Origin of the sequence: Bradyrhizobium sp. Pha-3 (assembly GCF_042258615.1) — a bacterium.
Classification (GTDB): Bacteria; Pseudomonadota; Alphaproteobacteria; order Rhizobiales; family Xanthobacteraceae; genus Bradyrhizobium.
On the sequence record NZ_CP170152.1, the window covers coordinates 3,614,559 to 3,639,068 of the forward strand.

The window sequence follows — 24,510 nt, forward strand, 5'->3', positions numbered from 1 at the left end:
GACGTGGTGTCGTTTGCGCCCTCTCGCTTAAGCTGACTTCATGGCCTCTATCCTCACCAATTTGTTCGATGGCGTCGCCTACGGCATGCTGCTGTTCGTGCTGGCCTGCGGGCTTGCGGTGACGCTCGGGCTGATGAACTTCGTCAACCTCGCGCACGGCGCCTTCGCCATGGCCGGCGGCTATATCTGCGCCGTGCTGGTCAACAATTCCGGCTGGCCGTTCTTCGCAGGCCTGCCGCTTGCCTTTGTCGGGAGTGCCGTAATCGGCGTCGCGCTGGAGCGCATGCTGTACCGCCATCTCTATAGCCGCAGCCATTTGGATCAGGTGCTGTTCTCGATCGGCTTGGTGTTCATGTCGGTCGCGGCGGTCGACTACATCATGGGATCGTCGCGGGTCTTCATCAAACTGCCGGCGGCGCTGGAGGGCCAGATCGATCTGTTCGGCGTCGGCATCGGACGTTACCGGCTGATGATCGTCGTGATCTGCGGCCTGCTGACGCTGGCGCTGCAGCTGATCCTCGCCAAGACGCGGTTCGGCAGCCGCCTGCGCGCCGCGGTCGACGATCCGCGCGCCGCGATCGGGCTCGGCATCAACGTGCCGCAGGTGTTCGCGTTCACCTTCGCCTTCGGCTGCGGCCTCGCCGGGCTCGGCGGCGCGCTGAGCGCGGAGATCCTCGGGCTCGATCCGTACTTCCCGCTGAAGTTCATGATCTACTTCCTGATCGTCGTCACCGTCGGCGGCTCCTCCTCGATCACCGGGCCGTTCCTGGCATCGCTGCTGCTTGGAATCGCCGACGTCGCCGGCAAATATTACGTGCCCAGGGTCGGCCCCTTCGTGATCTACACCGTGATGATCGTGATCCTGCTCTGGCGCCCGAACGGCCTGTTCGGCCGCACCGCGGCGCGGTGAGGCGCGCATGACCGCGCTGTCCGACGTCTCCACTCACGCGATGGCCAGCGCGCGCTGGCGGATCAGCGAGGTCGCCTTCTGGGTCCTGGCGCTGGCCTGCGCGTTGCTGTTCCCGTCGCGCTATCTGATCATGACCGACATTGTGCGGCTCGGCCTGTTCGCGCTCTCGCTCGACCTGATCCTCGGCTACGCCGGCATCGTCTCGCTCGGACACGCGGCCTTCTTCGGCGTCGGCGCCTATTCGGCGGGCTTGCTGGCGCTGCACGGCATTATCAACGAGCCCGTCATCGCGCTGGTCGCCGCCGGCCTCGTTGCAGCGGCGCTCGGATTCCTGACCAGCTTCCTGGTCATCCGCGGCGTCGACCTGACCCGGCTGATGGTCACGCTCGGCATCGCGCTGCTGCTGGAAGCGCTCGCCGAACGCTTCTCCGATATCACCGGCGGCACCGACGGCCTGCAGGGCATCGAGATGCAGCCGATCCTCGGGTTGTTTGCCTTCGACATGTTCGGCAAGACCGGGCTGTTCTACTCGCTGATCGTGCTGTTCATCCTGTTCCTGTTTGCCCGTCGCGTGGTGCATTCGCCGTTCGGTCTCTCGCTGCGCGCGATCAGGAACAATCCGCTGCGCGCGGCCGCAATCGGCATGCCGGTCAACCGCCGCCTGGTCGCGATCTACACGCTCGCCGCCTTCTATGCCGGGATCGCGGGCGCGCTGTTCACCCAGACCACGGCGCTGGCCTCGCTCGACGTGTTTTCCTTCGAGCGCTCTGCCGATTTGATGCTGGTGCTCGTGATCGGCGGCACCGGCTATCTCTATGGCGGGCTGATCGGCGCGGTCGTGTTCAAGATGCTGCAGGAGCTGTTTCAGAGCATCACCCCGCAATACTGGCTGTTCTGGATCGGCCTCGTGCTGGTCGTGATCGTGATGGTCGGCCGCGCGCGCATCCACCGCTGGGTGCTGTTCGTGCCGAACCTGATCATCCGCCAGTTTACCGGCCGCAAGGCCGCCGTCGCCATGCCCGAGGGCGATGCGCCATGACGATCGCGCTCGAAACCCGCGGCCTCGAGAAATCCTTCGGCGGTCTTCGCGTCACCCGCGACCTCTCGCTGAAAGTGATGCAGGGCGCCCGCCACGCGCTGATCGGACCGAATGGCGCCGGCAAGACCACCGTCATCAACCAGCTGACCGGGGTGCTGACGCCGAACAGCGGACGCATCCTGCTCGAGGGCAGCGACATCACCGGCCTCTCCGTGCACAAGCGGGTGCTGCGCGGGCTGTCGCGCACCTTCCAGATCAACCAGCTCTATGCCGACCTGACCCCGCTCGAAACCATCGGGCTCGCGGTTTCCGAACGGATGGGCCGCGGCGGCGACTGGTGGCGGCGGATGGGGACGCGCGACGACGTCAATGCCGAGATCGCCGAGATCCTGTCGCGTTTCCATCTGCTCGACGTGATGACCGAGCTCACCTCGACATTGCCCTACGGCAAGCAGCGCCTGCTCGAGATCGCGGTCGCGATCGCCGCCAAGCCACGCGTGCTGATGCTCGACGAGCCGGCCGCCGGCGTGCCCGAGAGCGAGCGCCACGATATCCTGGCGGCGGTCGCAGCATTGCCGCGCGACGTCACCGTGCTGCTGATCGAGCACGACATGGATCTGGTGTTCTCCTTCGCCGACCGCATCTCGGTGCTGGTCAATGGTGGCTTGCTTACTGAGGGCGCACCCGACGAGGTCGCGCGCGATCCGCAGGTGAGGGCGGTCTATCTCGGCGAGGCGGCCGATGCCTGACCTTCTCTCGATCCAAGGGCTGCGTGCCGGATATGGCGAGGCAGTTGTGCTGCCCGACATGTCGCTGGCGCTTGCCGAGGGCCAGGTGCTCGCGCTGCTCGGCCGCAACGGTACCGGCAAGACCACGCTGATCAATTCGATCGTCGGCATCGTCAGGCGCTTTGGCGGCAGCGTCGCGCTTGCGGGCCAAGACATCACGGCACTGCGGCCCGACCAGCGCGCCCGCGCCGGGATCGGCTGGGTGCCGCAGGAGCGCAACATCTTCCGCTCGCTGACGGTTGAAGAGAACATGACCGCGGTGGCGCAGCCCGGGCCGTGGACGGTCGAGCGGGTGTATGAGATGTTTCCGCGGCTGAAGGAGCGGCGCGGCAATTTCGGCAACCAGCTGTCCGGCGGCGAGCAGCAGATGCTGGCGATCGGTCGCGCGCTGACCTTGAATCCGAAAGTGCTGCTGCTCGACGAGCCGACCGAAGGCCTCGCGCCGATCATCGTTGAGGAATTGTTAAAGGCGATCGGAACCATCACGCGCTCGGGCGGCATCTGCTCGATCATCGTCGAGCAGAATGCACAAAAGATTCTCGGGCTCGCTGACCGCGTTGTGATATTGGAACGCGGGACAATCGTGCACGATGCGGCAAGCAGCGCGCTGAAGGCCGATCCCTCCGTCCTCGAGCGCCATCTCGGCGTCGCCGGGACCAAAAAACACTGACGCCATCAGGGAGTTCACCATGCAGCGAACCAAGCCACCGTTCCGCGCCGACGAGGTCGGCAGCCTGTTGCGTCCGCCGAAGATCAAGGAAGCGCGCGCCAGACTCGAGAAGGGCGAGATCTCGGCCGACGAGCTGCGCAAGATCGAGGACATGGAGATCGAGAAGGTCGTGCACAAGCAGGCCTCGGTCGGCCTCAAGCTTGCGACCGACGGTGAGTTCCGCCGCTCCTGGTGGCACTTCGACTTCCTCAGCCACCTGACCGGCTGCGAGCTGTTCCACCCCGACATGGGCATCCAGTTCGCGGGCGTGCAGACCCGGCACGACGCCATCCGCGTGATCGGCAAGCTCGACTTTTCCGATCATCACCCGATGCTCGATCACTTCAGGTTCCTGAAGAAGTACGCGGACCAGGCGCATGTCACCCCGAAGATGACGATCCCGTCGCCGGCGGTGCTGCACTTCCGCGGCGGCCGCAAGCTGATCTCGAAGGAGGTCTATCCCGATCTCGAGGAGTTCTACCAGGACCTCGGCAAGACCTATCGCAAGGCGGTGAAGGCGTTCTACGACGCCGGTTGCCGCTACCTGCAATTCGACGACACGGTGTGGGCCTATCTGTGCTCGCCGGAGGAATTGCAGAAGTCGCGCGACCGCGGCGACAATCCGGATGGGTTGCAGGAGATCTACGCGCGCGTCATCAATTACGCGATCGCCGATCGTCCGTCCGACATGGTGATCACGACGCATGTCTGCCGCGGCAATTTCCGTTCGACCTGGATTTCCTCCGGCGGCTACGAGCCGGTCGCCGAGACCATGCTGGCCGGTACCAATTACGACGGCTACTTCCTCGAATATGATTCCGATCGTGCCGGCGGCTTCGAGCCGCTCCGCTTCCTGCCCAAGGGCAACAAGGTCGTGGTGGTCGGCGTCATCACCTCGAAGTTCGGCGAGCTCGAGAAGAAGGACGACATCAAGCGGCGGCTGGAAGAGGCATCGAAGTTCGCTCCGATCGAGCAGCTCGCGGTGTCGCCGCAATGCGGCTTTGCTTCGACCGAGGAGGGCAACATCCTCTCCGAGGAAGAGCAGTGGGCCAAGCTGCGGCTCGCGGTCGAGGTCGCGAACGAGGTGTGGGGGAAATAGGCTTAGCTGTTTCGTCATTGCGAGCGAAGCGAAGCAATCCACGTCCCCGCGAGGACAGAATGGATTGCTTCGTCGCTTCGCTCCTCGCAATGACGGGTGAGGGGGCCTCTTCACTGCTCCGCCAGATAGACCTCGCCGAGCAGCGAGGAGTTCGACCACGGCACCTGCTTGCCCTTGGTCGCGGCGACGACCTCGGCGCGGACCCGCGTCAGCATCTGCTGCACTTCGAGGCCGGGCGTGCCGACATGGCGCGACAACGCCGCGGAGAATGGGCTGTTGGCGCCTTCGCCGTCGAGCGCGACCTGGCCCGGCGCGGTCGCGAACGCGATCAGCGTGCCGGCGCCGAGCGTCGAGCCTGATCCGAGCGAAGCCGGTGCGGCAAGGCCGGAGCCGGTCTCGATGCCGCGGCTCGGGCCTGTGGATGCCACCTGCGGCGCCATCGGATTGTTGCGGCAGGCATCGAGGATCAAAATGTTGGTGCGGATCTGGTCGTCGAGGCCGGCCATGATGGTGTCCATGTCGACCATCGCGTCGGTCATGCGCGTGCCCGCCTTGAACTCGATATCGACCGGCACGAGGTAGTTGCGGCCGTCGACCTGCACGCCATGACCGGCGTAGTAGACCACGGCGATCTGCGACCGCGCCGCCTCGCGCAGGAAGTCATGGATCGTCGTCTGCATCGCGTCGCGATCGAGATCGAGTCCCTCGGAGACGGTGAAGCCGATGTCCCGCAGGCTCTTGGCGATGGCGCGCGCGTCGTTGGGTGGATTGGGCAGCGCCTTCACATGCGCATAGGCGCCATTTCCGATCACCAGCGCGACGCGCCGGCCGGTTGCTGCGGCCTGCACGCGTGCCGCGGGTGCGGCCGGAGCTGCTGACGCAGGCGCCGGCGGTGCGGGCGCAGGGCTGCTCTCGGCGGCAGGCGCCGCCGCGGTCTTGCGCGGCGCTGCGTCGGCTTCCTTCAGCAGCGCGAGCCGCACCTTGGCGGTGGCCTGGTTGGCCTTGCTGCCGGCGTCGGATGCCTGGCCCTCGAGCACCGAGGCGTAGTCCTCCTTGGCGTGCGCTGCATCGCCCTTGGCCTCATAGGCGAGGCCGCGCTGGGTGTAGGCCGAGATCAGCACGCTGCCGGGCGGCGTCATGATGTTGGCGGGCGCCTTCGCCTTCGCGAGCCGGATCGCTTCCGTCGTATCCGCAATCGCGCGCGCGATGTCGCCCTTGGCGCGCCAGATCACGGCGCGGCTGATCAGCGGCTGCGGCAGCGACGGATCGATCCTGACCGCCTCGTTGATGTCGGCGAGCGCGCCGTCGAGATCGCCGAGCGCCTGCTTCGATGCGCCGCGGTTCTGATAGGAGAACGCCGACTTCGGGCCCGCCTTGATCGCGGCGTCGTAGTCCGCGATCGCCTTGGCGTAATCGCCCCTGCCGCGATAGGCATTGCCGCGGTTGTGATAGATGATGCCGCTCGGCGGCCCCATGCGCAACGCGTCGTTGAAGTCGGCAATCGCGATGTCGTACTCGCCCTTGTCGTAATAGGCCGAGCCGCGCAGATTGTAGACGGCGGTGCTCGGCTTCAGACGCAGCGCCTCGGTGGCGTCAGCGATCACCTGCGCGTAGTTGCCTTTCTTGTTCCAGCCCACCGCGCGCCAGAAATAGATCGTCGCGAGCTTCTCGCCGGAAAACACCTTCAATGCGATGATCTTGGTGCAGGCGTCGATCATCTGGTCGGCCGGCGTGGTGTCGGTCGTGCAGAGTGGGCCGAGCTGGGAGCGCGCCTGGCCGAAGCAGGGCGCCGACCACAGGATGGCCGCGAGCAGACAGGGGATCAGGAGCAGGCGGCGCATCGGTCATCCAGGGGTAGGGCCGTCGCGGTGGTCGGCGGCGGCGAGGCGGTCCAAGAGGCTATCCAAGAAACTGCATGACTGTTTGGTGATTGGCCGTGGAGGGGGGTTCAACAGGTGGGAAAATAGTGATAAGATCTCGCCGCACACTATCTCTGCCCACTTTTGTCCCACTGGCCGCTGCCAACTCCAGGCACCATGAAGAACGACGAAATCCTCAGTCAGATCACGGATTTCTGCCGTCACTCCGACATGGCGGAGACGACGTTCGGCCGCCGTGCCGTCAACGACGGCAAGCTGGTGCACCGGCTGCGCGAGGGCAAGCGCATCACCATCGATACGCTCGACCGCATCAATGCCTTCATTGCGACGTCGACGCCGGGCGGCGTCGCGCCGCCGCGCGGCCTCGTTGTGCCGCCGGAAAAGCGCGATCCGAGGGGCAATTTCCGCTTTTTCGAGAACCGCCAGCGCTATTTGCTGTTCGTGCACACCTGCAGCGAGAAGCGGGTGATCGCCGACCGGGTGGCGCTGGAACTGGCCGCGATCCACCCGCGGCCGCCGGCGCTGCGGGTGTTCGATGCCGGGATGGGCGACGGCACGGTGCTGGCGCGGGTCCTGCGTGCCATGCATGGCCGCTTCCCACATATGCCGTTCTATGTCGCCGGCAAGGAACTGAGCCTTGAGGACGTCCGCCTGACCCTCGACAAGGTGCCCGACCGCCTGTTCGAGCATCCGGCGAGCGTCTTCGTCTTCACGAACATGTATTACGCCGAGGCGCCCTGGCTGACGCCCAAGAACTCCGCGGCGGCCGCCAGCATGATCTGGCACGAGGTGGCCCTCCGCGGCGCGTCCTCGGGTGAATTCGAGACCCAGATCGCGGAACTCGGTCCGTTCCTGGAGCAGAACTGGCGAGCCAACCTCAGCCCCGGCAATGCGATGCCGATCTATGAGCGGCCGGTGGCGCTGGTGCTGTACCGCGACGATCACCGGTTCCTGCTCGATTCCATCATTCCCCGCGCCGGCCGGACCGAGGCCAATTTCGACCTGGTTATCGCCTCGCAGCCCTATCGCGCCAAATCCTCGGTGAATTTCCGCGCCAAGCGGATCATCGCGCCGCTGGCCCGTGCGCTGCGCGGCGGCGGGCGGCTGATAGGAATCCACTCCCACGGGAGCGATCCCGGACTTGAGATCATTCAAGCCGTCTGGCCCGGAGAAAATCCTTTCGCCGTCAGCCGTCATGAGATACTGCGCGCGGTGAAATACGAGTTGGGCTCGGCCGGCCGCGAGCTGAATTTCAACGCCTACGCCGATAACCGTTCGATCTTCCGATATGATATGGAAGCGCTGCCTAATGAGGTGACCGGCTCGATCGGAACCTCGACCGCCTTCGCCGCGTGGAACGCAGCCGTGTATGTCGCGCAGATCGAAGATGAGCGGTTGACCGAAACGACCGAAAACGGACGAGCTCTCGAGGCCACACGCGAGGTTCTCCGTAAACACAACGGGCTGTGGTTCTACGACGAATCCTACGTCATCTCGCGGCGACGAGACTGACATTCCGGGGACATATTCACCAACCAACGTCGGACTTCGACGAAACAAGGGGTTTGCTTGATGCGCGCGTCTTATCTCTTCACCAGCGAGTCGGTCTCGGAAGGCCATCCGGACAAGGTCTGCGATCGCATCTCGGATGAGATCGTCGATCTGTTCTATCGCGAGGGGCCGAAGGCGGGCATCGACCCGTGGCAGATCCGTGCGGCGTGCGAAACGCTCGCGACCACCAACAAGGTGGTGATCGCCGGCGAAACCCGCGGGCCGGCTTCGGTCACCAACGAGCAGATCGAGGGCGTGGTTCGCTCTGCGATCAAGGACATCGGCTACGAGCAGGACGGCTTCCACTGGAACACCTGCGACATCGAGATCCTGCTGCATCCGCAGTCGGCCGATATCGCGCAGGGCGTCGACGCGCTGCAGCCGGGCGAAGTCAAGGAAGAGGGTGCCGGCGACCAGGGCATCATGTTCGGTTACGCCACCAACGAGACGCCGGACCTGATGCCGGCGCCGATCTTCTACGCCCACAAGATCCTGCGCCTGATCTCCGAAGCGCGTCACTCCGGCAAGGAGAAGGTGCTCGGTCCGGACTCCAAGAGCCAGGTCACCGTGCAGTACGAGAACGGCAAGCCGGTCGGCGTTCGCGAGATCGTGGTGTCGCATCAGCATCTGGTCGAGGACCTCTCGTCCAGCCAGATCCGCGACATCGTCGAGCCGTATGTGCGCGAGGCGCTGCCGAAGGAGTGGATCAACGGCAAGACGATCTGGCACATCAATCCGACCGGCAAGTTCTTCATCGGCGGTCCCGATGGCGACTCCGGCCTGACCGGCCGCAAGATCATCGTCGACACCTACGGCGGCGCGGCTCCGCATGGCGGCGGCGCGTTCTCCGGCAAGGATCCGACCAAGGTCGACCGTTCGGCCGCATACGCCGCGCGCTACGTCGCCAAGAACATCGTCGCGGCCGGTCTCGCCGATCGCTGCACCCTGCAGCTCGCCTACGCGATCGGCGTGGCGCGTCCGCTGTCGATCTACATCGACACCCACGGCACCGGTAAGGTGTCGGAGGACGAGCTCGAGAAGGCGGCAGCCAAGGCGATGGATCTGACGCCGCGCGGCATCCGCACCCATCTCGATCTCAACCGCCCGATCTACGCGCGCACGTCGGCCTACGGCCATTTCGGCCGCACGCCGGACAATGAGGGCGGCTTCTCCTGGGAGAAGACCGATCTCGTCGAGCCGCTGAAGCGCGCGCTCTGACGCTTGCGACATTCCGGGACGCTCGCGACTGCGAGCGAACTGGAGACTTTCCTTCATCCCATCGAGATTCCGGGTTCGCCGCTGCGCGGCGCCCGGAATGACCAGTTCAACAACAGGACGCTCAAATGAACGCCCCCACGAAGCCCGGCTTCACCGACTACATCGTCAAGGACATTGCGCTCGCCGATTTCGGCCGCAAGGAGATCTCGCTGGCCGAGACCGAGATGCCCGGCCTGATGGCCACCCGCGAGGAGTTCGGCCCCAAGCAGCCGCTGAAGGGCGCGCGCATCGCGGGCTCGCTGCACATGACGATCCAGACCGCCGTGCTGATCGAGACGCTGGCTGCGCTCGGCGCCGACATCCGCTGGGTCTCCTGCAACATCTATTCGACGCAGGATCACGCCGCCGCCGCGATCGCCGCCGCCGGCATTCCGGTGTTCGCCGTGAAGGGCGAGACGCTGACCGAGTATTGGGACTACACCGCCAAGCTGTTCGACTGGCATGGCGGCGGCACGCCCAACATGATCCTCGATGACGGCGGCGACGCCACCATGCTGGTGCATGCCGGCTACCGGGCCGAGCAGGGCGACACCGCCTTCCTCGACAAGCCGACCTCCGAGGAGGAAGAGATCTTCTACGCGCTGGTCAAGCGCCTGCTGAAGGAGAAGCCGAAGGGCTACTTCGCCGAGATCGCCAAGAACATCCAGGGCGTCTCGGAAGAGACCACCACGGGCGTGCATCGTCTCTACGAGATGGCCAACAAGGGCACGCTGTTGTTCCCGGCGATCAACGTCAACGACAGCGTCACCAAGTCGAAGTTCGACAACCTCTATGGCTGTCGCGAATCGCTGGTCGACGGCATCCGCCGCGGCACCGACGTGATGCTGTCGGGCAAGGTGGCGATGGTCGCGGGCTTCGGCGACGTCGGCAAGGGCTCGGCCGCCTCGCTGCGCCAGGCCGGCTGCCGCGTCATGGTCTCCGAAGTCGATCCGATCTGCGCGCTGCAGGCGGCGATGGAAGGCTATGAGGTCGTGACCATGGAAGACGCCGCGCCGCGCGCCGACATCTTCGTCACCGCCACCGGCAACAAGGACATCATCACCATCGAGCACATGCGCGCGATGAAGGATCGCGCCATCGTCTGCAACATCGGTCACTTCGACAACGAGATCCAGATCGCTTCGCTGCGCAATCTGAAGTGGACCAACATCAAGCCGCAGGTCGACGAGATCGAATTCCCCGACAAGCACCGCATCATCATGCTGTCGGAAGGACGCCTGGTTAACCTCGGCAATGCGATGGGCCACCCGTCCTTCGTGATGTCGGCGTCGTTCACCAACCAGACGCTGGCGCAGATCGAGCTGTTCGCCAACAACAAGGACGGCAAGTACGCCAAGAAGGTCTACGTGCTGCCGAAGACGCTCGACGAGAAGGTCGCGCGCCTGCACCTCGCCAAGATCGGCGTCAAGCTGACCGAGCTGCGCAAGGACCAGGCCGACTACATCGGCGTCAAGCAGGAAGGTCCGTACAAGTCGGATCACTACCGCTACTGATCTGCGCTCGCAGCCATCGATCACGTGAAGAGCCCCGGCATCGTCCGGGGCTTTTTGCTGGGGTGGCGTGGGTGACAGATTGGCTGTCGTCCTCGCGGAATACGGTGACCTCGCCAAGTCCACTGTCGTCGTCCCTGCGAAAGCAGGGACCCATAACCACAGGGTTGTGTTGCTGAAGAGGGCTGCGGCCCCAGCGTCGCGCAACAACTGCCATTTGTGGTTATGGGTCCTGGCTTTCGCCAGGACGACGATGAAGATGGTTCACGCGCGATGCGATGCACGGTCATTGCGTACTTCATCTCGGTGTCATCGCCCGGGCGATGACAGGTGTGGGCTGGGACGCAGCTTCGCATTCGCACCGGGGAATGACGGCGGAAAAGCTGGAGCATCACCCCGGTGCCCGCACCGTGCCGTGCCCGAGCTGCCGCGAGACGTCGCTTGCACAGCTGCGCAGCGCGGCTGCGATCGCGCTGTCCCAGCTGGCGTCGAAGGTGCCTTCCGGTCCCATCGCGGTGATGACCAGCGCGACGTGGCCTGCATGATCGAACACCGGCGCGGCGAAGGCGTTGACGCCGGGGAGGGGATCGCCGATCGCGCGCGCGAGCCCGCGGCTCTGAACCTCGGCAAGCATCTCCATGGTCTTCGCGTTGATGGTCTCGCGTTTCGGATTGTAGCCGACGCCGAGGCGGTCGAGGCCGCTCTCCAGCGCCGTCTTGACGGCGTTCGGCGGCATGAAGGCGGCGAAGGCGCGGCCGGTCGCGGTCTCGAGCAATGCTACCACTGATCCGACGCGCATCGCGATATGCACGGGATGGCTCGGCTCCTCGAGCCGCACCACGGTCGCGCCGTGCGTGCCCCAGACCGACAGCGACACCGCATGATTGATGCTGTCGGCGAGCGCGGCGATCCGCGGCGTCGCGATCCGCACCGCAGACTGCCGGCGCAGGCTGATCAGCCCGAGTTCGAGCGCCAGCGCCCCGATCTCGTAACGGCCGGTGGTCTCGTCCTGCTCGATCAGGCCGATGCGGGAAAAACTCACGAGATAGGGATGCGCCTTGGCCGGCGGCATGCCGGCCTCGCGGGCGAGATCGCGCAGCATCATTGGTTCGCCACTGCGGGCGAGCGCGCGGAGCAATTCTCCGCCGACCTCGATCGACTGTATGCCGCGGCTTTCTCTCGTCATGTCGCCCTGTCAGTCCTTCGACAATTTGCTTATACGGCGAGAAACCCTCCGTCGACCGGCATGGTCACGCCGTTCACATAAGAAGCCAGCTCCGACGCCAGGAACACCACCGGACCGACCAGCTCCTCCGGCTGTCCGACGCGGCCGAGCGGCGTACGGCCCAGAAAGCCGGCGAGCCGGGCAGGGTCGTTGCGGGTCGCCTCGGTCATCGCCGTCTCGATCACGCCGGGCGCGATCGCATTGACGCGAATGCCGTCGGCGGCAAGCTCGCGGGCAAGGGCCTGGGTCAACAGCTTCACGCCGCCCTTGGACGGCGCGTAGCCCAGCGTATCGGCAACGCCGAGGAAGGAAGCGATCGAGCCGAGATTGATGATCGTGCCGCGCGTCTCGCGCAGCGCCGGCAGGAATGCGTGGGTGACGTTGAACGTGCCGGTCAGGTTGACGTCGAGCACCCGCCGCCAATTCTCCTGCGCACGGGGCGAAGAGATGCCCTCACGGATGATGATGCCGGCATTGTTGACCAGGATCGCGATCGGCCCGACCTCGCGCGCCACACTCTGCGCCACGGTGGCGCAGGCCCCGGCATCGGTCACGTCGAGTTCGAACGGCCAGGCGGCGCGGCCGCGCCGGCGAATGTCGGCCGCGGTCAGCTCGGCACCGGCGAGATCGATGTCGGCGACCACGACGTCGGCGCCATGCGACGCGAGGCCGAGCGCGATGGCGCGTCCGTTGCCGTGCGCGGCGCCGGTCACCAGCGCGCGCTTGCCTGCGAGCAGGGTCGCCATCGCGCTCATGCCGCGGTGCTTTCTGCCGGTGCGCCGGCGATGTGCTTGCCCGCGATGTAGCCGAAGGTCAGCGCGGGCCCGAGCGTGATGCCGGCGCCGGGATAGTTGCCGCCCATGATGCTCGCCATGTCGTTGCCGGCCGCATAGAGGCCGGCAATCGGCTGGCCGTCGGCGTCGAGCGCGCGGGCATTGGCGTCGGTGCGGATGCCGGCATAGGTGCCGAGATCGCCGACCACCATCTTGATGGCGTAGAACGGCCCATGCTGGATCGGCGCGATGCACGGATTGGGGCCGTGCAGCGCGTCGCCCTGATAGCGGTTATAGGCGCGCGAGCCCTTGCCGAAGGCGGGATCGCGGCCTTCTGCCGCGGTTGCGTTGAACGCCGCAACCGTCGCCTCGAGCGCTTTCGCATCGATGCCGGCCTGCGCGGCAAGCTCGGACAGCGTCGCGCCGCGCTTGAGATAGCCGGTCTTCAGATGATGGCCGAGCGGCATCGGGCGCGGCGGCACGCAGCCGAGGCCGTATTTGCGCAGCGTTTCGTGATCGCAAAGCAGGTACGCCGCGATCTCCTCGCCGGGCTTCGCCGCCTTGATCATCTCCTGCACGAAGTCGTGGTAGGAATTGCCTTCATTGGCAAAGCGCTTGCCGTCGCGCATCACCGCGATCACGCCGGGCTTGGCGCGATCGATGAAATGCGGCATCACGCCCTTCGAGCCGTCCTTGCGCGTGGTGACCGAGACCGGCACCCAGGCCGCGGCATTCGGCAGCGAGTCCTCGACACGGCCGCCGGCCGATTCGGCAAGCCGCAGACCGTCGCCGGTGTTGCCGACAGGGCCCGGCGAATAATGCTCTTTTCCGGTCGGCGCATGCGGAAACATCTGCCGCCGCCGCGCGACGTCGTGCGGGAAGCCGCCGCAGGCGAGCACGACGCCACGCGTCGCGTTGACGCGGATGGTGCGGCCTTCGCGCGCGATCGCCGCGCCGCGCACCACGCCGTTCTCGACGATCAGTTCGCGCACCGGCGAGTTGAGCCAGAGCGGGATCTTCAGGTCGAAGGCGGATTTCGCCAGCCGGCCGGCCAGCGCATTGCCGTTGGTCAGCGTCATGCCGCGGCCGTTGCGCATCACGTCGATCGCATGCTTCGACAGCCGCTTGGCGACATAGGCCGCCGAGGTCAGCGACCGCGTCGCGCGCATGAAGTGGACGATCTCCTTGCCGGAGCCCAGCATCATGCCGAACACGGTGAGCTCGGGCAGGGGGCTGCCGAGATCCTTGATGGCATCGCCCAGCTCGTGGCCGTCGAACGGCCGCGTCACCATCGAACGGCCGCCCTGCGCGCCGCCGGGCGCTTCCGCGTGATAGTCGGGGAAGGTCAGCGGCATGTCGAAGCGAACCGCGGTCATCGTGGTGAAGAAGTCGACCGCCTTCGGACCTTCGGTCAGGAACGCATCGACGCGCGCGGCATCAAAGCTGTTGCCGGCTTCATGGCGCAGATAGGTTTTGGCCTGATCGGGGCTCTCCTCGATGCCCCAGGCCTTGGCCAGCGAGGTGCCGGGAATCCACAGCCAGCCGCCGGAGCGCGCGGTGGTGCCGCCGAAGCGCGGCTCCTTCTCGACAACCAGGACTTTCAGGCCGTGATGGCCGGCGGTGACCGCCGCCGACAGCCCGGCACAGCCGGAGCCGACGACGAGCGCGTCGCATTGATAGGTTTCTTCGTTGGCCACGCGATCGATCCTATTTCTTGAGCAGCGGGCATTTGGACTCGGAGACCGGACGGAAGGCGTCCTCGCCCTTCACCGTCTTGATGATGTCGAGATAGTCCCACGGCTCCTTGGATTCCGACGGCTTCTTCACCTTCGCCAGATACATGTCGCGGATGACGCGGCCGTCCTCGCGCAGCTTGCCGCCGTGCACGAAGGTGTCCTCGATCGGCAGCTCGCGCATCTTGGCCATCACCGCTTTCGGATCATCGGTGCCGGCGGCCTGGATCGCCTTGAGATAGTGCAGCACCGAGCCGTAGACGCCGGTCTGGATCATGGTCGGCATCACGTTGGTGCGGGCGTAGAATTTCTTCGACCAGGCGCGGGTCTTCTCGTCCATGTTCCAATACGACGCCGTCGTCATGTAGGTGCCTTGCGCGGCGTTGAGCCCGATCGCGTGCACGTCGGTATCGAACATCAGAAGGCCGACCAGCTTCTGGCCGCCCTGCACGAGGCCGAACTCGCCGGACTGCTTGATCGAATTGTCGGTGTCCTGGCCGGCATTGGCGAACGCCACCACATCGGCCTTCGAGCTCTGCGCCTGGAGCGCGAACGAGGAGAAGTCGGCGGTGTTGGTCGGATGCCGCACGCTGCCGAGCACCTTGCCGCCCATCTCGTTGATGAAGCGCGTCGCATCCTTCTCGAGCTGCTGGCCGAAAGCATAGTCCGCGGTGATGAAGTACCAGGACTTGCCGCCCTCCGCGATCACCGCCGAGGCCGTGACCTTCGACAGCGCGTAGGTGTCGTAGGTGAAGTGCACGGTGTTGGGGCTGCACAGTTCATCCGTCAGCGAGCTTGCGCCGGGACCGGACAGCAGCGCGATCTTGTTGCGCTCGCGCACCATGTTGTGCACAGCGATCGCAATGCCGGAGTTTGGAATGTCGACGACCGCGTCGACCTTGCCGTTGTCGAACCAGCCGCGCACGATCTGGACGCCGACATCGGTCTTCATCTGGTGGTCGGCCGAGATGATCTCGATCGGCTTGCCGAGCACGGTGGGTCCGAATTCCTCGACCGCCATCTTGGCCGCCTCGACCGAGCCAGGGCCGGAATTGTCGCGCCCCCAGCTCGACAGGTCGGTCAGCACCCCGATGCGCACGACGTCATCGGAAACCTGCGCGTGAGCGGCCGTGGTCATCGCCGCGAGAATGGCTGCCGCCAAAAAATGTCTCATCATTCCTCCCTCTGGATGTCCGCATTCTCGGGCGGAGCGTCTCACGATTAGTAATCATCTAATTAGTTTGTCAATGGCGAATTATGTGTGTGGTATTTTTGCCACACGGTTCTTCCTCGAATAAGGCGGGTGCTTCACATTTGGTGAGCGTACGCTTACATGGCTCATCCGGGATGGCACCGTGGCGGGATTCCGGCTTGCGCCAGAATTCAGCGGCGGTGCCAAGTCACTATGAAACAGGGGAATTTTCGCGGACGGCGTTGCGTTTCGCCGCCCGGGGCTAAGCCGCCCATCAAGGGTCTCGGCTGCTACGGGGCGGTGCAAGGAAAGCATCGGCGAGCTGCGATCATAGACGGACCATGTTGAGACAACTCTTTGCGCCGCAGCTCGTCATCCTTTACGTGCTGGTGGCCTCCACACTCTACGTTCACTTCCGCGGCAAGCACCGCCTGCGCTTCGCCCGCCAACTCGGCGATCACTCGACCTACCTCGCGCCCTACAATGTGCTGATGTATGCGGGCTCCGCCGTGCCCAACACGCCGGTGATTCCGGTCGAGCAGTTTCCCGAGCTCAAGAAGCTCTCCGACAATTGGGAGACGATCCGCGATGAAGCCACGCGTCTGTTCGACGAGGGCTTCATCCGCGCCGCCGCCAAGAACAACGATTGGGGCTTCTATTCGTTCTTCAAGAGCGGCTGGAAGCGGTTCTATCTGAAATGGTACGACGACTTCCTGCCGTCGGCGCGCACGCTGTGCCCGAAGACGGTGGAGCTGCTGAATTCGATCCCGAACGTGCACGGCGCGATGTTTGCGGTGCTGCCGCCCGGCGGCAAGCTCGGGGCGCATCGCGATCCCTTCGCCGGCTCGCTGCGCTATCACCTTGGCCTCGTGACGCCGAACTCGAACGCGTGCCGCATCCTGGTCGACGGCGTCGAGTGCGTCTGGCGTGACGGCGAAGCCTTCATGTTCGACGAGACCTTCATCCACAGCGCCGAGAACAAGACCGACGTCAACCGGATCATCCTGTTCTGCGACGTCGAGCGCCCGATGAAGTACGGCTTCATGACCCGCATCAATCGCTGGGTCAGCCACAACATCGTCAAGGCGTCGGCGACCCAGAACGTCGATGGCGAGCATGTCGGCGCGCTGAACAAGGTGTTCGGCAAGCTCTACGAGATCCATCTCGCCAGCCGCAAGGTCAAGGAGTGGAACCGGAACGTGTACTACACGCTCAAATATTCCGTGACCGCGCTGATCCTCGGCCTGATCGTGGTGTCGGCGCTGCGGTGATGGCAGCGGCCGCGCCGCGTTGAACGCAAAAGCCCCGGAGCGAACCGGGGCTTTTTGTCTGGGCGTGAGTTGTGGGGCGCAACCGCATCAGTCGCGTTCGAAAACCTTCGCGCCAGGGTAGACCCGCCGGGCATAGGCGACGACCCACTCCCGGTTCTGGGTCTCCAGGAACGGAGTCCGGATCGTGCACGACCCGACGATGAGGTGCCAGAGGCCGTTCAGCTTCTGAATGTTGACGATCATGTGAGTGTTCCTCGAACCTGCGTTCCAGTCGGCACTTGCTTCCCGTGATAGTGCTGCGCTTTTCTCCCCGGAGCAGTGATCCCGATCACGGATTTCGGAACACAATTTGCGCCCGCTGTCATTGGTCGCCCGTTGGAGTGGCCGCGAGTATAAAAGTCGCCCGCCATCGCTCAACTGTACGAGGGTAAGTACAGGGCATCACAAGGAATCAGAGAGGCCATACCAAGGTATGTTGATGTCTGTCCGGAGGCGCAGCGGAAGCGCGTTGCCTCAATCCGGACGAGCGCTGATGGCCGCTGAAACTCCACCGGGCTGATGCACTCTTCTACGAGGTCCATCTCGCCAGCCGCGACGTCGGCGCCGTTCAACTTTGCGCGGCGCGGTGCCTTCGCGCTCCGATCCGTTACACGGGCGTGATAGGGTCGCATCAGGCATTTCGCATCGAGGGGACCTTGTCATGTCGGAGTCTACAGGAGCTTTCGCCACTACCGCGCTGAGCGGCTACGAGCTGTTGGCTGATCCGCAGTTGAACAAGGGCACGGCGTTCTCCGAGGCCGAGCGCGAGGCGTTCGACCTGCACGGCCTGCTGCCGCCCAATATCCTGACGCTGGACGAGCAGGTCTCCCGCCGCCTCGAGGCGCTGCGCGGCTACGAGACTGACATCGAGCGCTATGCCTTTCTGCGCGAACTGCAGGACACCAACGAGACGCTGTTCTACGCGCTCCTGGTCGGCAATCTGGAAGAGCTGTTGCCGATCGTCTACACGCCGACGGTCGGCGAGGGCTGCCAGAAATTCAGTCGGCTGTTTCGCAAGCCGCGCGGGCTGTTCCTCAGCATTCCGCACCAGCACCGGATCGACCGCATCTTCGCCCATCCGCGCTTCGATCACGTCGAAGCGATCGTGGTGACCGATGGCGAGCGCATCCTCGGCCTCGGCGACCAGGGCGCCGGCGGCATGGGCATCCCGATCGGCAAGCTCGCGCTCTACACCGGCTGCGGCGGCCTGCATCCTGCGACGACCTTGCCGATCATGCTCGACGTCGGCACCGACAATCCCGACTGCCTGGCCGATCCGCTCTATATCGGCTGGCGCAACGAGCGCGTCCGCGGCCAGGCGTATGACGACTTCATCGAGGCGTTCGTCTCGGCGGTGGTGAAGCGCTGGCCGCGCGTCCTGCTGCAATGGGAGGATTTTGCCAAGAACAACGCGACGCGCATGCTCGAGCGCTATCGCGACCGGCTCCTGACCTTCAACGACGACATTCAGGGCACCGCGGCGGTCGCGACCGGCGCCTTACTCTCGGCCATCAACGTCACCGGCGTGCCGCTGACCGAGCAGCGTGTCGCGGTATTCGGCGCGGGCTCCGCCGGCTGCGGCATCGCCAGCCTGATCCGTGCTGCGATGATCGATGCCGGCATGTCCGAGAGCGAGGCGGCGAAGCGCTTCTTCATGGTCGATCGCGACGGGCTGCTGCTCGAGGGCATGAGCGGGCTCGCCCCGTTCCAGCTGCCCTTCGTCCAGGGCAAGCAGGCGATCGCAGGCTGGCAGCTCAGCCATCCCGACAAGATCGCGCTGCTCGACGTCGTGCGCAACGCCAGGCCGACCGTGCTGATCGGCGTCTCCGGCCAGGCCGGCGCGTTCTCCGAACCGATCGTCCGCGCGATGGCCGAGTGCAACCAGCGGCCGGTGATCTTCCCGCTGTCCAATCCGACCTCGCGCGAGGAGGCGACGCCTTCCGATATCGAAGCCTGGACCGAGGGGCGGGCGCTGATCGGCGTCGGCAGCCCGTTCCCGCCGATCACGCGCGACGGCGCGCGCTTCAAGGTCGACCAGACCAACAACTCCTACATCTTCCCCGGCGTCGGCGTCGGTGCGCTCGCGGTCGGTGCCAGCCGGGTCAGCGACGGGATGTTCATGGCTGCCGCCAAGGCGCTGGCCAGCGTCTCGCCGGCCCGCAACAACCCGAAGCACAATCTGCTGCCGCCGGTCAGCGCGCTGCGCGATGTGTCGCTGACGGTGGCGCTGCCGGTCGCGCTGCAGGCGCACAAGGAAGGGCTCGCCACGGATATTCCGATCGACCAGGTCGAGGCGCGCATCCAGGCCAAGATCTGGACTCCGCGCTACGTGCCGTATCGGCGCACGGGAGCAGGCGCTTCCTGATCGCGGATGCAGGTCTCATCCTGCGGTGCGTGTATGCTAGCAGCCGCGGCAAATGGCCTTGATCTTGCGGTCGACGATGGCGTCTTCCTGATCGATGATCTGCTGCGATGACGCCGCCGCTGCCGGAATGTCGGCGGCGCGCGGCTGGCGATGACCGACCGGCGCCGACCACGGCCGCGTCGCGGTCTCGTTTGATGCGTAGACACCCGGCTCGTGCACTGCCGATTGTGCGAAGGAGGCGGTCGCCATTGCCGCGGACAGGATTGCTGCCAAGCCAAGTCGACTGCCAAGCCGTCTGCCAAGTCCTCCGCGGAGTCGCCGAAGATCGATCATGAGAATCTCCATACAGTCATCGCCGCGTTTGTGCGCGGCCTTGATGAAATGGAGCGTCTCTGTCGTCCCGGTATTCCCCGGTCCATCTGATGTGATCAGGCGCTCGCGGTTCGGTGATCGCGCGTGATGAAATAATTTTCCTGCGTTCACAGTCCTTGGTCACAGGAGCCGAGCTTGGTCGGCTTCATCCACGTGCGGAGAAACCCAATGACCAAATTGACCTTCGTGACGCTTGCTCTGGTTGCGGCAGCTGCGTTCTCGGCTCAGGCCTCGGCCGCCAGCAACAATGCTGCGGTGCGGCGCGCCCATGCTTCGATGACGACGACAACGACGACACCGGTCAGCAGCAAGACGACCGATTGCGTGCGCGCGCCGAACGTCGGATCGTTCGCAACCGCTCCCTTCACCGAGCCGCCCTGCATGCCCGGCACGATGCGCTGACCACGCGCAGCGGAAAGCCCCGGACCTCTGGTCCGGGGGTTCCCGGGCGATGCGATGTCGCCGGGAAGTGGCCGCGGAATGGGCGTGACCCACCTCACAGCCAGGCCAGTGCGATCGTGCGAAGCGTGCGGCGTCGGAGCTGGCGCATGGTGCCCCGGCCCGAGTTCAAGGAGACGTCGCATGACACGCAACTCGCTTCTTGCCTTCGCTGCCGTTGTCGCGTTCGGCGTGACCGCGCTGGGCTCTGCGCAGGCCGGCGGACTTCACATGGCGCCGCCGAAGAATGTCGGCGCGAAACTGCCCCCGGGCGGTTCGGGCGGCCCGCATCGCCAGCCGGTCGATCCGCCGCCCTATCTCGGAACTGGTTACAGCGGTGACAGTGCGGGCGGCAGTGGAGGCGGTGGATATCTCGGCGACCCCAACCATCCCGGCCACGAGCAATTCTGAAATAGCAACGGCCCCGAATTTGGTTCGGGGCCGCGGTCTGCTGGTGGATTGGATCCGGAGCCTACTCCGGCTTGCCGATCGATACTTTCAGCGTGCCGACGCCGTCGACGCCGCATTCGAGCTTGTCGCCCACCTGCAGCTGCGAGACGCCCGCGGGCGTGCCGGTCATGATGATGTCGCCGGCGGCGAGCTTCACTTGCTGCGAGAGCTGCCAGATGATTTCAGGCACGTTCCAGATCAATTCGGTGAGGTCGCCCTTCTGCGCTTCCTTGCCGTTGACGGTAAGCCAGATCTTGCCGCTGGAGGGGTGGCCGATCTTCGAGGCCGGCTGGATCGCGGAGCAGGGCGCGGAATAGTCGAACGATTTGCCGATCTCCCAGGGCCGCTCCTTCTTGCGCGAGGCGATCTGCAGGTCGCGGCGGGTCAGGTCGATGCCGACGGCATAGCCGTAGACATGCTCGAGCGCCTTGTCGGCGGGAATGTTGAGCCCGCCGCTCTTCATCGCCACCACCAGTTCGACCTCGTGATGCAGGTCCTTGGTCAGCGGCGGATAGGGGATCGTCGCACCATCAGGCACCAGCATGTCGGCATGCTTGCCGAAGAAGAACGGCGGCGCACGCTCGTCATTGCCCATCTCCCTGATATGCTCGAGATAGTTGCGGCCGACGCACCAGATGCGGCGGACCGGATAGACGCCGGATTCGCCGACGACGGGGAGCGAGGGCTGCGGGGGAAGCGGAATGACGGTGGAGGCGGCGTTCATGAACGGGTCCCGGAGGGTTGAAGGAGGGAGCGCGGGCCGTATTTACGCGGTTACGGCGCTGGGGGCTAGGGGCCGCGGCTGCACCAGGCGCAGACGTGAGGCCAGCTTTCCGCCGGGCGCGGCCGGCCTTGGCCGGCGAGGGCGGTGATGCCGATGCGGAGATGGCTTTCGGTCGGCCTTGCGCTGGTTGCCGCGGTCCTGTTCGCCTCCGCTGTTCGCTTTTTTGTGGTGACCCCGGAGCGGATCGACCGGGGGCAGAACAAGGTCCAGCGCGTGGCCGTGGAGATCACGCCCGCCGCGCAGGCCTTGCAGGCGACGCTCGACGTGGCCGATATGCACGCGGACAGCCTGTTGTGGAAGCGCGACCTGATCGCGCGATCCGATCGTGGCCATATCGACCTGCCGCGGCTGATCGAGGGCCGCTACGCGCTGCAGGTGTTCTCGTCGGTGACCAAGTCGCCCAAGGGCCAGAACTATGATGCCAATGCCGGCGACACCGACACGATCACGAACCTCGCCATCATCGATCTGCAGCCGATGCGGACGTGGTTCTCGTTGCTGCAGCGCTCGCTGTGGCATGCCGAGAAATTGCGCAACTTCGCCGACAAGTCCGCCGGGCGGCTTCGCGTGATCACGACACCGGCCGACATCGATCGCCTGCTCGCGGATCGCAAGAGCGGCGTGACGGTGGTTGGCGGAATGCTGTCGATCGAGGGCCTGCAGGATCTCGAGGGCAACATCGACAATCTCGACGTGCTCTACGCCGCCGGATTCAGGATGGCCGGCCTCGCGCACTTCTTCGACAATGACGTCGCAGGCTCGATGCATGGCGTGGCGAAAGGCGGACTGACGCCGCTCGGCCGGCAGGTGGTGCAGCGGATGGAGGCGAAAGGGATGATCGTCGATCTCGCCCATGCGAGCCACGCGGCGGTCGCCGATGTGCTGGCGATGGCGACGCGTGCGGTGGTCTCGAGCCATGGCGGCGTTCAGGCGACCTGCAAGGTCAACCGCAATCTCACCGACGATGAGGTCAGGGGTGTCGCGCGGACCGGCGGCGTGGTCGGCATCGGCTTCTGGCAGGGCGCGGTCTGCTCGCTCGATCCGAACAACGTCGCGCGGGCGATCGCCCATGTCCGCGACCTGGTCGGGATCGACCATGTCGGCCTCGGCTCGGATTTCGACGGCTCGACCACCACGGGATTCGATGCGAGCGGAATTGCCGCCGTGACCCAGGCGCTGATGTCGAGCGGGTTCTCCGAGGACGACATCCGCAAGGTCATGGGCGGCAATGTCCTGCGCGTGCTGCGCGCAGGTCTTGTCGCGAAGGGATGAGTTTCAGCCGATGGCGCTGATCGGCGCCAATGCCAGCGGCGACGGGTCGTGGTGGTGCTGCAGGCGGAAGAACGAGGCGTAGCGGCCGCTGCGGCGCAGCAGCTCGTCGTGACGTCCGCGCTCGACGATCTCGCCGCCCTCGACCACCAGGATCGCATCGGCATGCATGATGGTGTGCAGTCGGTGCGCGATCACGATGGTGGTGCGGCCCTGGCAGAGATGTTCGATCGCCTCCTGCACCTGCTTCTCGGACTCCGAGTCGAGTGCAGCGGTGGCCTCATCGAGCAGGATGATCGGCGCGTTCTTGATCAGCGCACGGGCGACCGCGATGCGCTGGCGCTGACCGCCGGACAGTTGCGCGCCGTGCTCGCCGACCGGCGTGTCGTACCCGAGCGGGAAGCTCATGATGAAGTCATGCGCGCAGGCGGCCTTGGCGGCGTCGACGATCTCGGCCTCGGTGGCGCCTGACTTGCCGAAGGCGATGTTGGCGCGGATGGTGTCGCGGAACAAATAGACGTCCTGGCCGACATAGGCGGTCTGCTGGCGCAGCGACTTGCGCGAGACTGACAGGATCGACTGTCCGTCGACCAGGATGTCGCCCTCGCGCGTCTCGTAGAAGCGCAGCAGCAAGGCGAGCACCGTCGATTTGCCGCCGCCGGAGGGACCGACCAGCGCGGTGACCTTGCCGGGCTCGGCCATGAAGCTCAAGCGGTTCAGCACCGGCTCACCGGGGCGATAGGCAAAGCTGACGTCGCGCAATTCGATCCGCGCGTCGGAGAGTTTGAGCGCCGGCTTGTCGTCGTCGGCCTGCTCGCTTGCGGGACTGTCGACGACCTCGAGCAGCATCCGCGCGCCGACCAGCTGGCTGTTGAGGTCGATGTTGAGCCGCGCCAGGCGCTTGGCCGGCTCGGTCGCCATCAGGAAGGCGGTCAGGAACGTGAAAAACTGCCCCGGCGTGGAGCCGAGCGCCACCACGCTGTAGCCGCCATACATCAGGCAGCCGGCGACCGCGAAGCCGCCGAGCATCTCCATCAGCGGGTTGGAGCGGTTGGCGACATGCGCCATCTTGTTGGCGTTGCGCTCGACGATCGCGATGTTCTCGTCGATCCGCTGCTGCATGGTGCCTTCCAGCGTGAACGCCTTCACGGTGCGGATGCCTTGCAGCGATTCCTGCATCGTCTCCATGATGTCGGCGGTGCCGGTGAACTGATTGTAGGCGAGGCCCTTGATCCGCTTCACCAGCTTGCGCAGCACCAGCATCGCCGGGGGCACCGCCACCAGCCCGATGAACGACATCAGCGGGTCCTGCCACACCATCACGGCGACCATGCTGATCAGCATCAGGAAGTCGCGGCCGATCGCATTGACCAGCATGTTGAGCACGTCGGTGATCGACTTGGCGCCGGCGGTGAGCCGCGCCAGGAATTCCGACGAGTGCCGCTGCGAGAAGAAGCCGATGCTTTCGCTCATCAGCTTGGCGAACAATTGCCGCTGGTTCCGCGCCAGGATGGCGTTGCTGATCTTCGACAGGATCACCATGTGGCCGTAGGTCGCCACGCCCTTGGTGAACAGCAGCAGAACCGTGACCCCGGCAAACATCGCGATGCCGGGGATGTTCTTGTCCACATAGGCCTGGTTGATCACCTGGCCGAGCACGTAAGTGGCACCGGCCGTCGAGCCGGCCGCAACAGCCATCAGGGCGAACGCCGTCAGATAGCGCCGCCAGTAGGTGATCCCCTGTTCCGTGACCAGACGGCGAATCAGGATCGCCGCGCCATAGGGATCGTCGGTAATTTTCTTTGGAAACTGAGCCATCCGCGTTCCATTGACGGCGGGCAGCGCCGGCCGTCAG

The 24,510-nt window shown here is 65.3% G+C and carries 22 protein-coding genes; 13 read left to right on the top strand and 9 right to left on the bottom strand.

The genetic code is table 11. The features are described from left to right. The first annotated feature begins 40 nt into the window (after positions 1 to 40). Genes ACE10Z_RS16885 through ACE10Z_RS16905 form a run of 5 tightly spaced genes read left to right on the top strand, consistent with a single transcriptional unit; the run spans position 41 to position 4,545 of the window. On the top strand, positions 41 to 910 hold the full coding sequence (locus ACE10Z_RS16885; protein ID WP_375788929.1) for a branched-chain amino acid ABC transporter permease: 870 nt from the start codon (positions 41 to 43) through the stop codon (positions 908 to 910). 7 nt (positions 911 to 917) lie between these two features. Continuing rightward, positions 918 to 1,949, top strand: a complete 1,032-nt coding sequence (locus ACE10Z_RS16890; RefSeq protein ID WP_375788930.1) for a branched-chain amino acid ABC transporter permease — start codon at positions 918 to 920, stop codon at positions 1,947 to 1,949. After that, positions 1,946 to 2,698: an ABC transporter ATP-binding protein gene (locus tag ACE10Z_RS16895; RefSeq protein ID WP_375788931.1), complete on the top strand. Its 753-nt coding sequence runs from the start codon at positions 1,946 to 1,948 to the stop codon at positions 2,696 to 2,698. Before ACE10Z_RS16890 ends, ACE10Z_RS16895 begins: the two co-directional genes overlap by 4 nt. Next, a complete protein-coding gene (locus tag ACE10Z_RS16900; protein ID WP_375788932.1) occupies positions 2,691 to 3,407 on the top strand; it encodes an ABC transporter ATP-binding protein in 717 nt (238 codons plus the stop codon). The genes ACE10Z_RS16895 and ACE10Z_RS16900 overlap by 8 nt, the downstream gene beginning before the upstream one ends. Positions 3,408 to 3,426: 19 nt before the next feature. Further along, complete coding sequence (locus ACE10Z_RS16905; RefSeq protein WP_375788933.1) at positions 3,427 to 4,545, top strand: cobalamin-independent methionine synthase II family protein; 1,119 nt, start codon at positions 3,427 to 3,429, stop codon at positions 4,543 to 4,545. Between the two features lie 110 nt (positions 4,546 to 4,655). Here the strand turns inward: ACE10Z_RS16905 and ACE10Z_RS16910 are convergent, their stop codons facing one another. Then, the gene (locus ACE10Z_RS16910) at positions 4,656 to 6,386 is read right to left on the bottom strand and encodes a caspase family protein (protein WP_375788934.1); all 1,731 of its coding nucleotides are present in this window, start codon (positions 6,384 to 6,386) and stop codon (positions 4,656 to 4,658) included. A 195-nt stretch (positions 6,387 to 6,581) separates the two neighbouring features. Between ACE10Z_RS16910 and ACE10Z_RS16915 the strand changes: the two genes are divergently transcribed. The 3 genes from ACE10Z_RS16915 to ahcY all read left to right on the top strand — a co-directional run bounded on the left by ACE10Z_RS16915 (position 6,582) and on the right by ahcY (position 10,747). Then, positions 6,582 to 7,937 carry a hypothetical protein gene (locus ACE10Z_RS16915; protein ID WP_092115496.1) on the top strand — a complete coding sequence of 452 codons (1,356 nt, stop codon included), beginning with the start codon at positions 6,582 to 6,584 and terminating at the stop codon, positions 7,935 to 7,937. 60 nt (positions 7,938 to 7,997) lie between these two features. Continuing rightward, the gene (gene metK / locus ACE10Z_RS16920) at positions 7,998 to 9,194 is read left to right on the top strand and encodes a methionine adenosyltransferase (RefSeq protein ID WP_223969238.1); all 1,197 of its coding nucleotides are present in this window, start codon (positions 7,998 to 8,000) and stop codon (positions 9,192 to 9,194) included. Positions 9,195 to 9,319: 125 nt separating this feature from the next. Further along, positions 9,320 to 10,747 (top strand): adenosylhomocysteinase, encoded by a 1,428-nt coding sequence (gene ahcY / locus ACE10Z_RS16925; protein ID WP_092115494.1) that lies wholly within the window; start codon positions 9,320 to 9,322, stop codon positions 10,745 to 10,747. Between the two features lie 388 nt (positions 10,748 to 11,135). Here ahcY and ACE10Z_RS16930 read toward each other — a convergent pair whose 3' ends face one another. The 4 genes from ACE10Z_RS16930 to ACE10Z_RS16945 are packed head-to-tail and all read right to left on the bottom strand — an operon-like array spanning position 11,136 to position 15,652. After that, complete coding sequence (locus ACE10Z_RS16930) at positions 11,136 to 11,930, bottom strand: IclR family transcriptional regulator (RefSeq protein ID WP_375788935.1); 795 nt, start codon at positions 11,928 to 11,930, stop codon at positions 11,136 to 11,138. A 29-nt stretch (positions 11,931 to 11,959) separates the two neighbouring features. Next, on the bottom strand, positions 11,960 to 12,724 hold the full coding sequence (locus ACE10Z_RS16935; protein WP_375788936.1) for an SDR family NAD(P)-dependent oxidoreductase: 765 nt from the start codon (positions 12,722 to 12,724) through the stop codon (positions 11,960 to 11,962). Then, positions 12,721 to 14,439, bottom strand: coding sequence for an FAD-dependent oxidoreductase (locus tag ACE10Z_RS16940; RefSeq protein ID WP_375788937.1), 1,719 nt, complete (start codon positions 14,437 to 14,439; stop codon positions 12,721 to 12,723). The genes ACE10Z_RS16935 and ACE10Z_RS16940 overlap by 4 nt, the downstream gene beginning before the upstream one ends. A gap of 10 nt (positions 14,440 to 14,449) precedes the next feature. Then, a complete protein-coding gene (locus tag ACE10Z_RS16945) occupies positions 14,450 to 15,652 on the bottom strand; it encodes an ABC transporter substrate-binding protein (protein WP_375788938.1) in 1,203 nt (400 codons plus the stop codon). Between the two features lie 356 nt (positions 15,653 to 16,008). Between ACE10Z_RS16945 and ACE10Z_RS16950 the strand changes: the two genes are divergently transcribed. Then, on the top strand, positions 16,009 to 16,938 hold the full coding sequence (locus ACE10Z_RS16950; protein ID WP_375788939.1) for an aspartyl/asparaginyl beta-hydroxylase domain-containing protein: 930 nt from the start codon (positions 16,009 to 16,011) through the stop codon (positions 16,936 to 16,938). An 87-nt stretch (positions 16,939 to 17,025) separates the two neighbouring features. Here ACE10Z_RS16950 and ACE10Z_RS16955 read toward each other — a convergent pair whose 3' ends face one another. Next, positions 17,026 to 17,181, bottom strand: coding sequence for a hypothetical protein (locus ACE10Z_RS16955; protein ID WP_198964751.1), 156 nt, complete (start codon positions 17,179 to 17,181; stop codon positions 17,026 to 17,028). 457 nt (positions 17,182 to 17,638) lie between these two features. Between ACE10Z_RS16955 and ACE10Z_RS16960 the strand changes: the two genes are divergently transcribed. Further along, positions 17,639 to 19,342: an NAD-dependent malic enzyme gene (locus tag ACE10Z_RS16960; RefSeq protein ID WP_375788940.1), complete on the top strand. Its 1,704-nt coding sequence runs from the start codon at positions 17,639 to 17,641 to the stop codon at positions 19,340 to 19,342. A gap of 36 nt (positions 19,343 to 19,378) precedes the next feature. On the opposite strand, the gene ACE10Z_RS16965 is transcribed toward ACE10Z_RS16960, so the two are convergent. Then, positions 19,379 to 19,615 (bottom strand): hypothetical protein, encoded by a 237-nt coding sequence (locus ACE10Z_RS16965; RefSeq protein WP_375788941.1) that lies wholly within the window; start codon positions 19,613 to 19,615, stop codon positions 19,379 to 19,381. 267 nt (positions 19,616 to 19,882) lie between these two features. On the opposite strand from ACE10Z_RS16965, the gene ACE10Z_RS16970 reads away from it, so the two are divergent. Together ACE10Z_RS16970 and ACE10Z_RS16975 are read left to right on the top strand one after the other, a co-directional pair. Next, on the top strand, positions 19,883 to 20,116 hold the full coding sequence (locus ACE10Z_RS16970; RefSeq protein ID WP_176530157.1) for a hypothetical protein: 234 nt from the start codon (positions 19,883 to 19,885) through the stop codon (positions 20,114 to 20,116). A gap of 180 nt (positions 20,117 to 20,296) precedes the next feature. Continuing rightward, on the top strand, positions 20,297 to 20,563 hold the full coding sequence (locus tag ACE10Z_RS16975; RefSeq protein ID WP_375788942.1) for a hypothetical protein: 267 nt from the start codon (positions 20,297 to 20,299) through the stop codon (positions 20,561 to 20,563). 61 nt (positions 20,564 to 20,624) lie between these two features. Here the strand turns inward: ACE10Z_RS16975 and ACE10Z_RS16980 are convergent, their stop codons facing one another. Further along, positions 20,625 to 21,326, bottom strand: coding sequence for a fumarylacetoacetate hydrolase family protein (locus tag ACE10Z_RS16980; RefSeq protein ID WP_212310131.1), 702 nt, complete (start codon positions 21,324 to 21,326; stop codon positions 20,625 to 20,627). 153 nt (positions 21,327 to 21,479) lie between these two features. Between ACE10Z_RS16980 and ACE10Z_RS16985 the strand changes: the two genes are divergently transcribed. Continuing rightward, positions 21,480 to 22,658, top strand: coding sequence for a dipeptidase (locus ACE10Z_RS16985; RefSeq protein ID WP_375788943.1), 1,179 nt, complete (start codon positions 21,480 to 21,482; stop codon positions 22,656 to 22,658). A gap of 3 nt (positions 22,659 to 22,661) precedes the next feature. On the opposite strand, the gene ACE10Z_RS16990 is transcribed toward ACE10Z_RS16985, so the two are convergent. Continuing rightward, a complete protein-coding gene (locus ACE10Z_RS16990; RefSeq protein WP_375788944.1) occupies positions 22,662 to 24,473 on the bottom strand; it encodes an ABC transporter ATP-binding protein in 1,812 nt (603 codons plus the stop codon). Between the last annotated feature and the right edge of the window lie 37 nt (positions 24,474 to 24,510).

Bases quoted from the DNA above. Each gene is read 5' to 3' on its own strand.
- ACE10Z_RS16905 (WP_375788933.1), top strand. From the start codon at position 3,427: ATGCAGCGAACCAAGCCACCGTTCCGCGCCGACGAGGTCGGCAGCCTG.
- ACE10Z_RS16980 (WP_212310131.1), bottom strand. From the start codon at position 21,326: ATGAACGCCGCCTCCACCGTCATTCCGCTTCCCCCGCAGCCCTCGCTC.
- ACE10Z_RS16915 (WP_092115496.1), top strand. From the start codon at position 6,582: ATGAAGAACGACGAAATCCTCAGTCAGATCACGGATTTCTGCCGTCAC.
- ACE10Z_RS16930 (WP_375788935.1), bottom strand. From the start codon at position 11,930: ATGACGAGAGAAAGCCGCGGCATACAGTCGATCGAGGTCGGCGGAGAA.
- ACE10Z_RS16900 (WP_375788932.1), top strand. From the start codon at position 2,691: ATGCCTGACCTTCTCTCGATCCAAGGGCTGCGTGCCGGATATGGCGAG.
- ACE10Z_RS16975 (WP_375788942.1), top strand. From the start codon at position 20,297: ATGACACGCAACTCGCTTCTTGCCTTCGCTGCCGTTGTCGCGTTCGGC.
- ACE10Z_RS16990 (WP_375788944.1), bottom strand. From the start codon at position 24,473: ATGGCTCAGTTTCCAAAGAAAATTACCGACGATCCCTATGGCGCGGCG.
- ACE10Z_RS16960 (WP_375788940.1), top strand. From the start codon at position 17,639: ATGTCGGAGTCTACAGGAGCTTTCGCCACTACCGCGCTGAGCGGCTAC.
- ACE10Z_RS16890 (WP_375788930.1), top strand. From the start codon at position 918: ATGACCGCGCTGTCCGACGTCTCCACTCACGCGATGGCCAGCGCGCGC.
- ahcY (WP_092115494.1), top strand. From the start codon at position 9,320: ATGAACGCCCCCACGAAGCCCGGCTTCACCGACTACATCGTCAAGGAC.
- ACE10Z_RS16945 (WP_375788938.1), bottom strand. From the start codon at position 15,652: ATGATGAGACATTTTTTGGCGGCAGCCATTCTCGCGGCGATGACCACG.
- ACE10Z_RS16885 (WP_375788929.1), top strand. From the start codon at position 41: ATGGCCTCTATCCTCACCAATTTGTTCGATGGCGTCGCCTACGGCATG.
- ACE10Z_RS16910 (WP_375788934.1), bottom strand. From the start codon at position 6,386: ATGCGCCGCCTGCTCCTGATCCCCTGTCTGCTCGCGGCCATCCTGTGG.
- ACE10Z_RS16935 (WP_375788936.1), bottom strand. From the start codon at position 12,724: ATGAGCGCGATGGCGACCCTGCTCGCAGGCAAGCGCGCGCTGGTGACC.
- ACE10Z_RS16985 (WP_375788943.1), top strand. From the start codon at position 21,480: ATGCGGAGATGGCTTTCGGTCGGCCTTGCGCTGGTTGCCGCGGTCCTG.
- ACE10Z_RS16955 (WP_198964751.1), bottom strand. From the start codon at position 17,181: ATGATCGTCAACATTCAGAAGCTGAACGGCCTCTGGCACCTCATCGTC.
- ACE10Z_RS16895 (WP_375788931.1), top strand. From the start codon at position 1,946: ATGACGATCGCGCTCGAAACCCGCGGCCTCGAGAAATCCTTCGGCGGT.
- ACE10Z_RS16950 (WP_375788939.1), top strand. From the start codon at position 16,009: ATGTTGAGACAACTCTTTGCGCCGCAGCTCGTCATCCTTTACGTGCTG.
- ACE10Z_RS16970 (WP_176530157.1), top strand. From the start codon at position 19,883: ATGACCAAATTGACCTTCGTGACGCTTGCTCTGGTTGCGGCAGCTGCG.
- metK (WP_223969238.1), top strand. From the start codon at position 7,998: ATGCGCGCGTCTTATCTCTTCACCAGCGAGTCGGTCTCGGAAGGCCAT.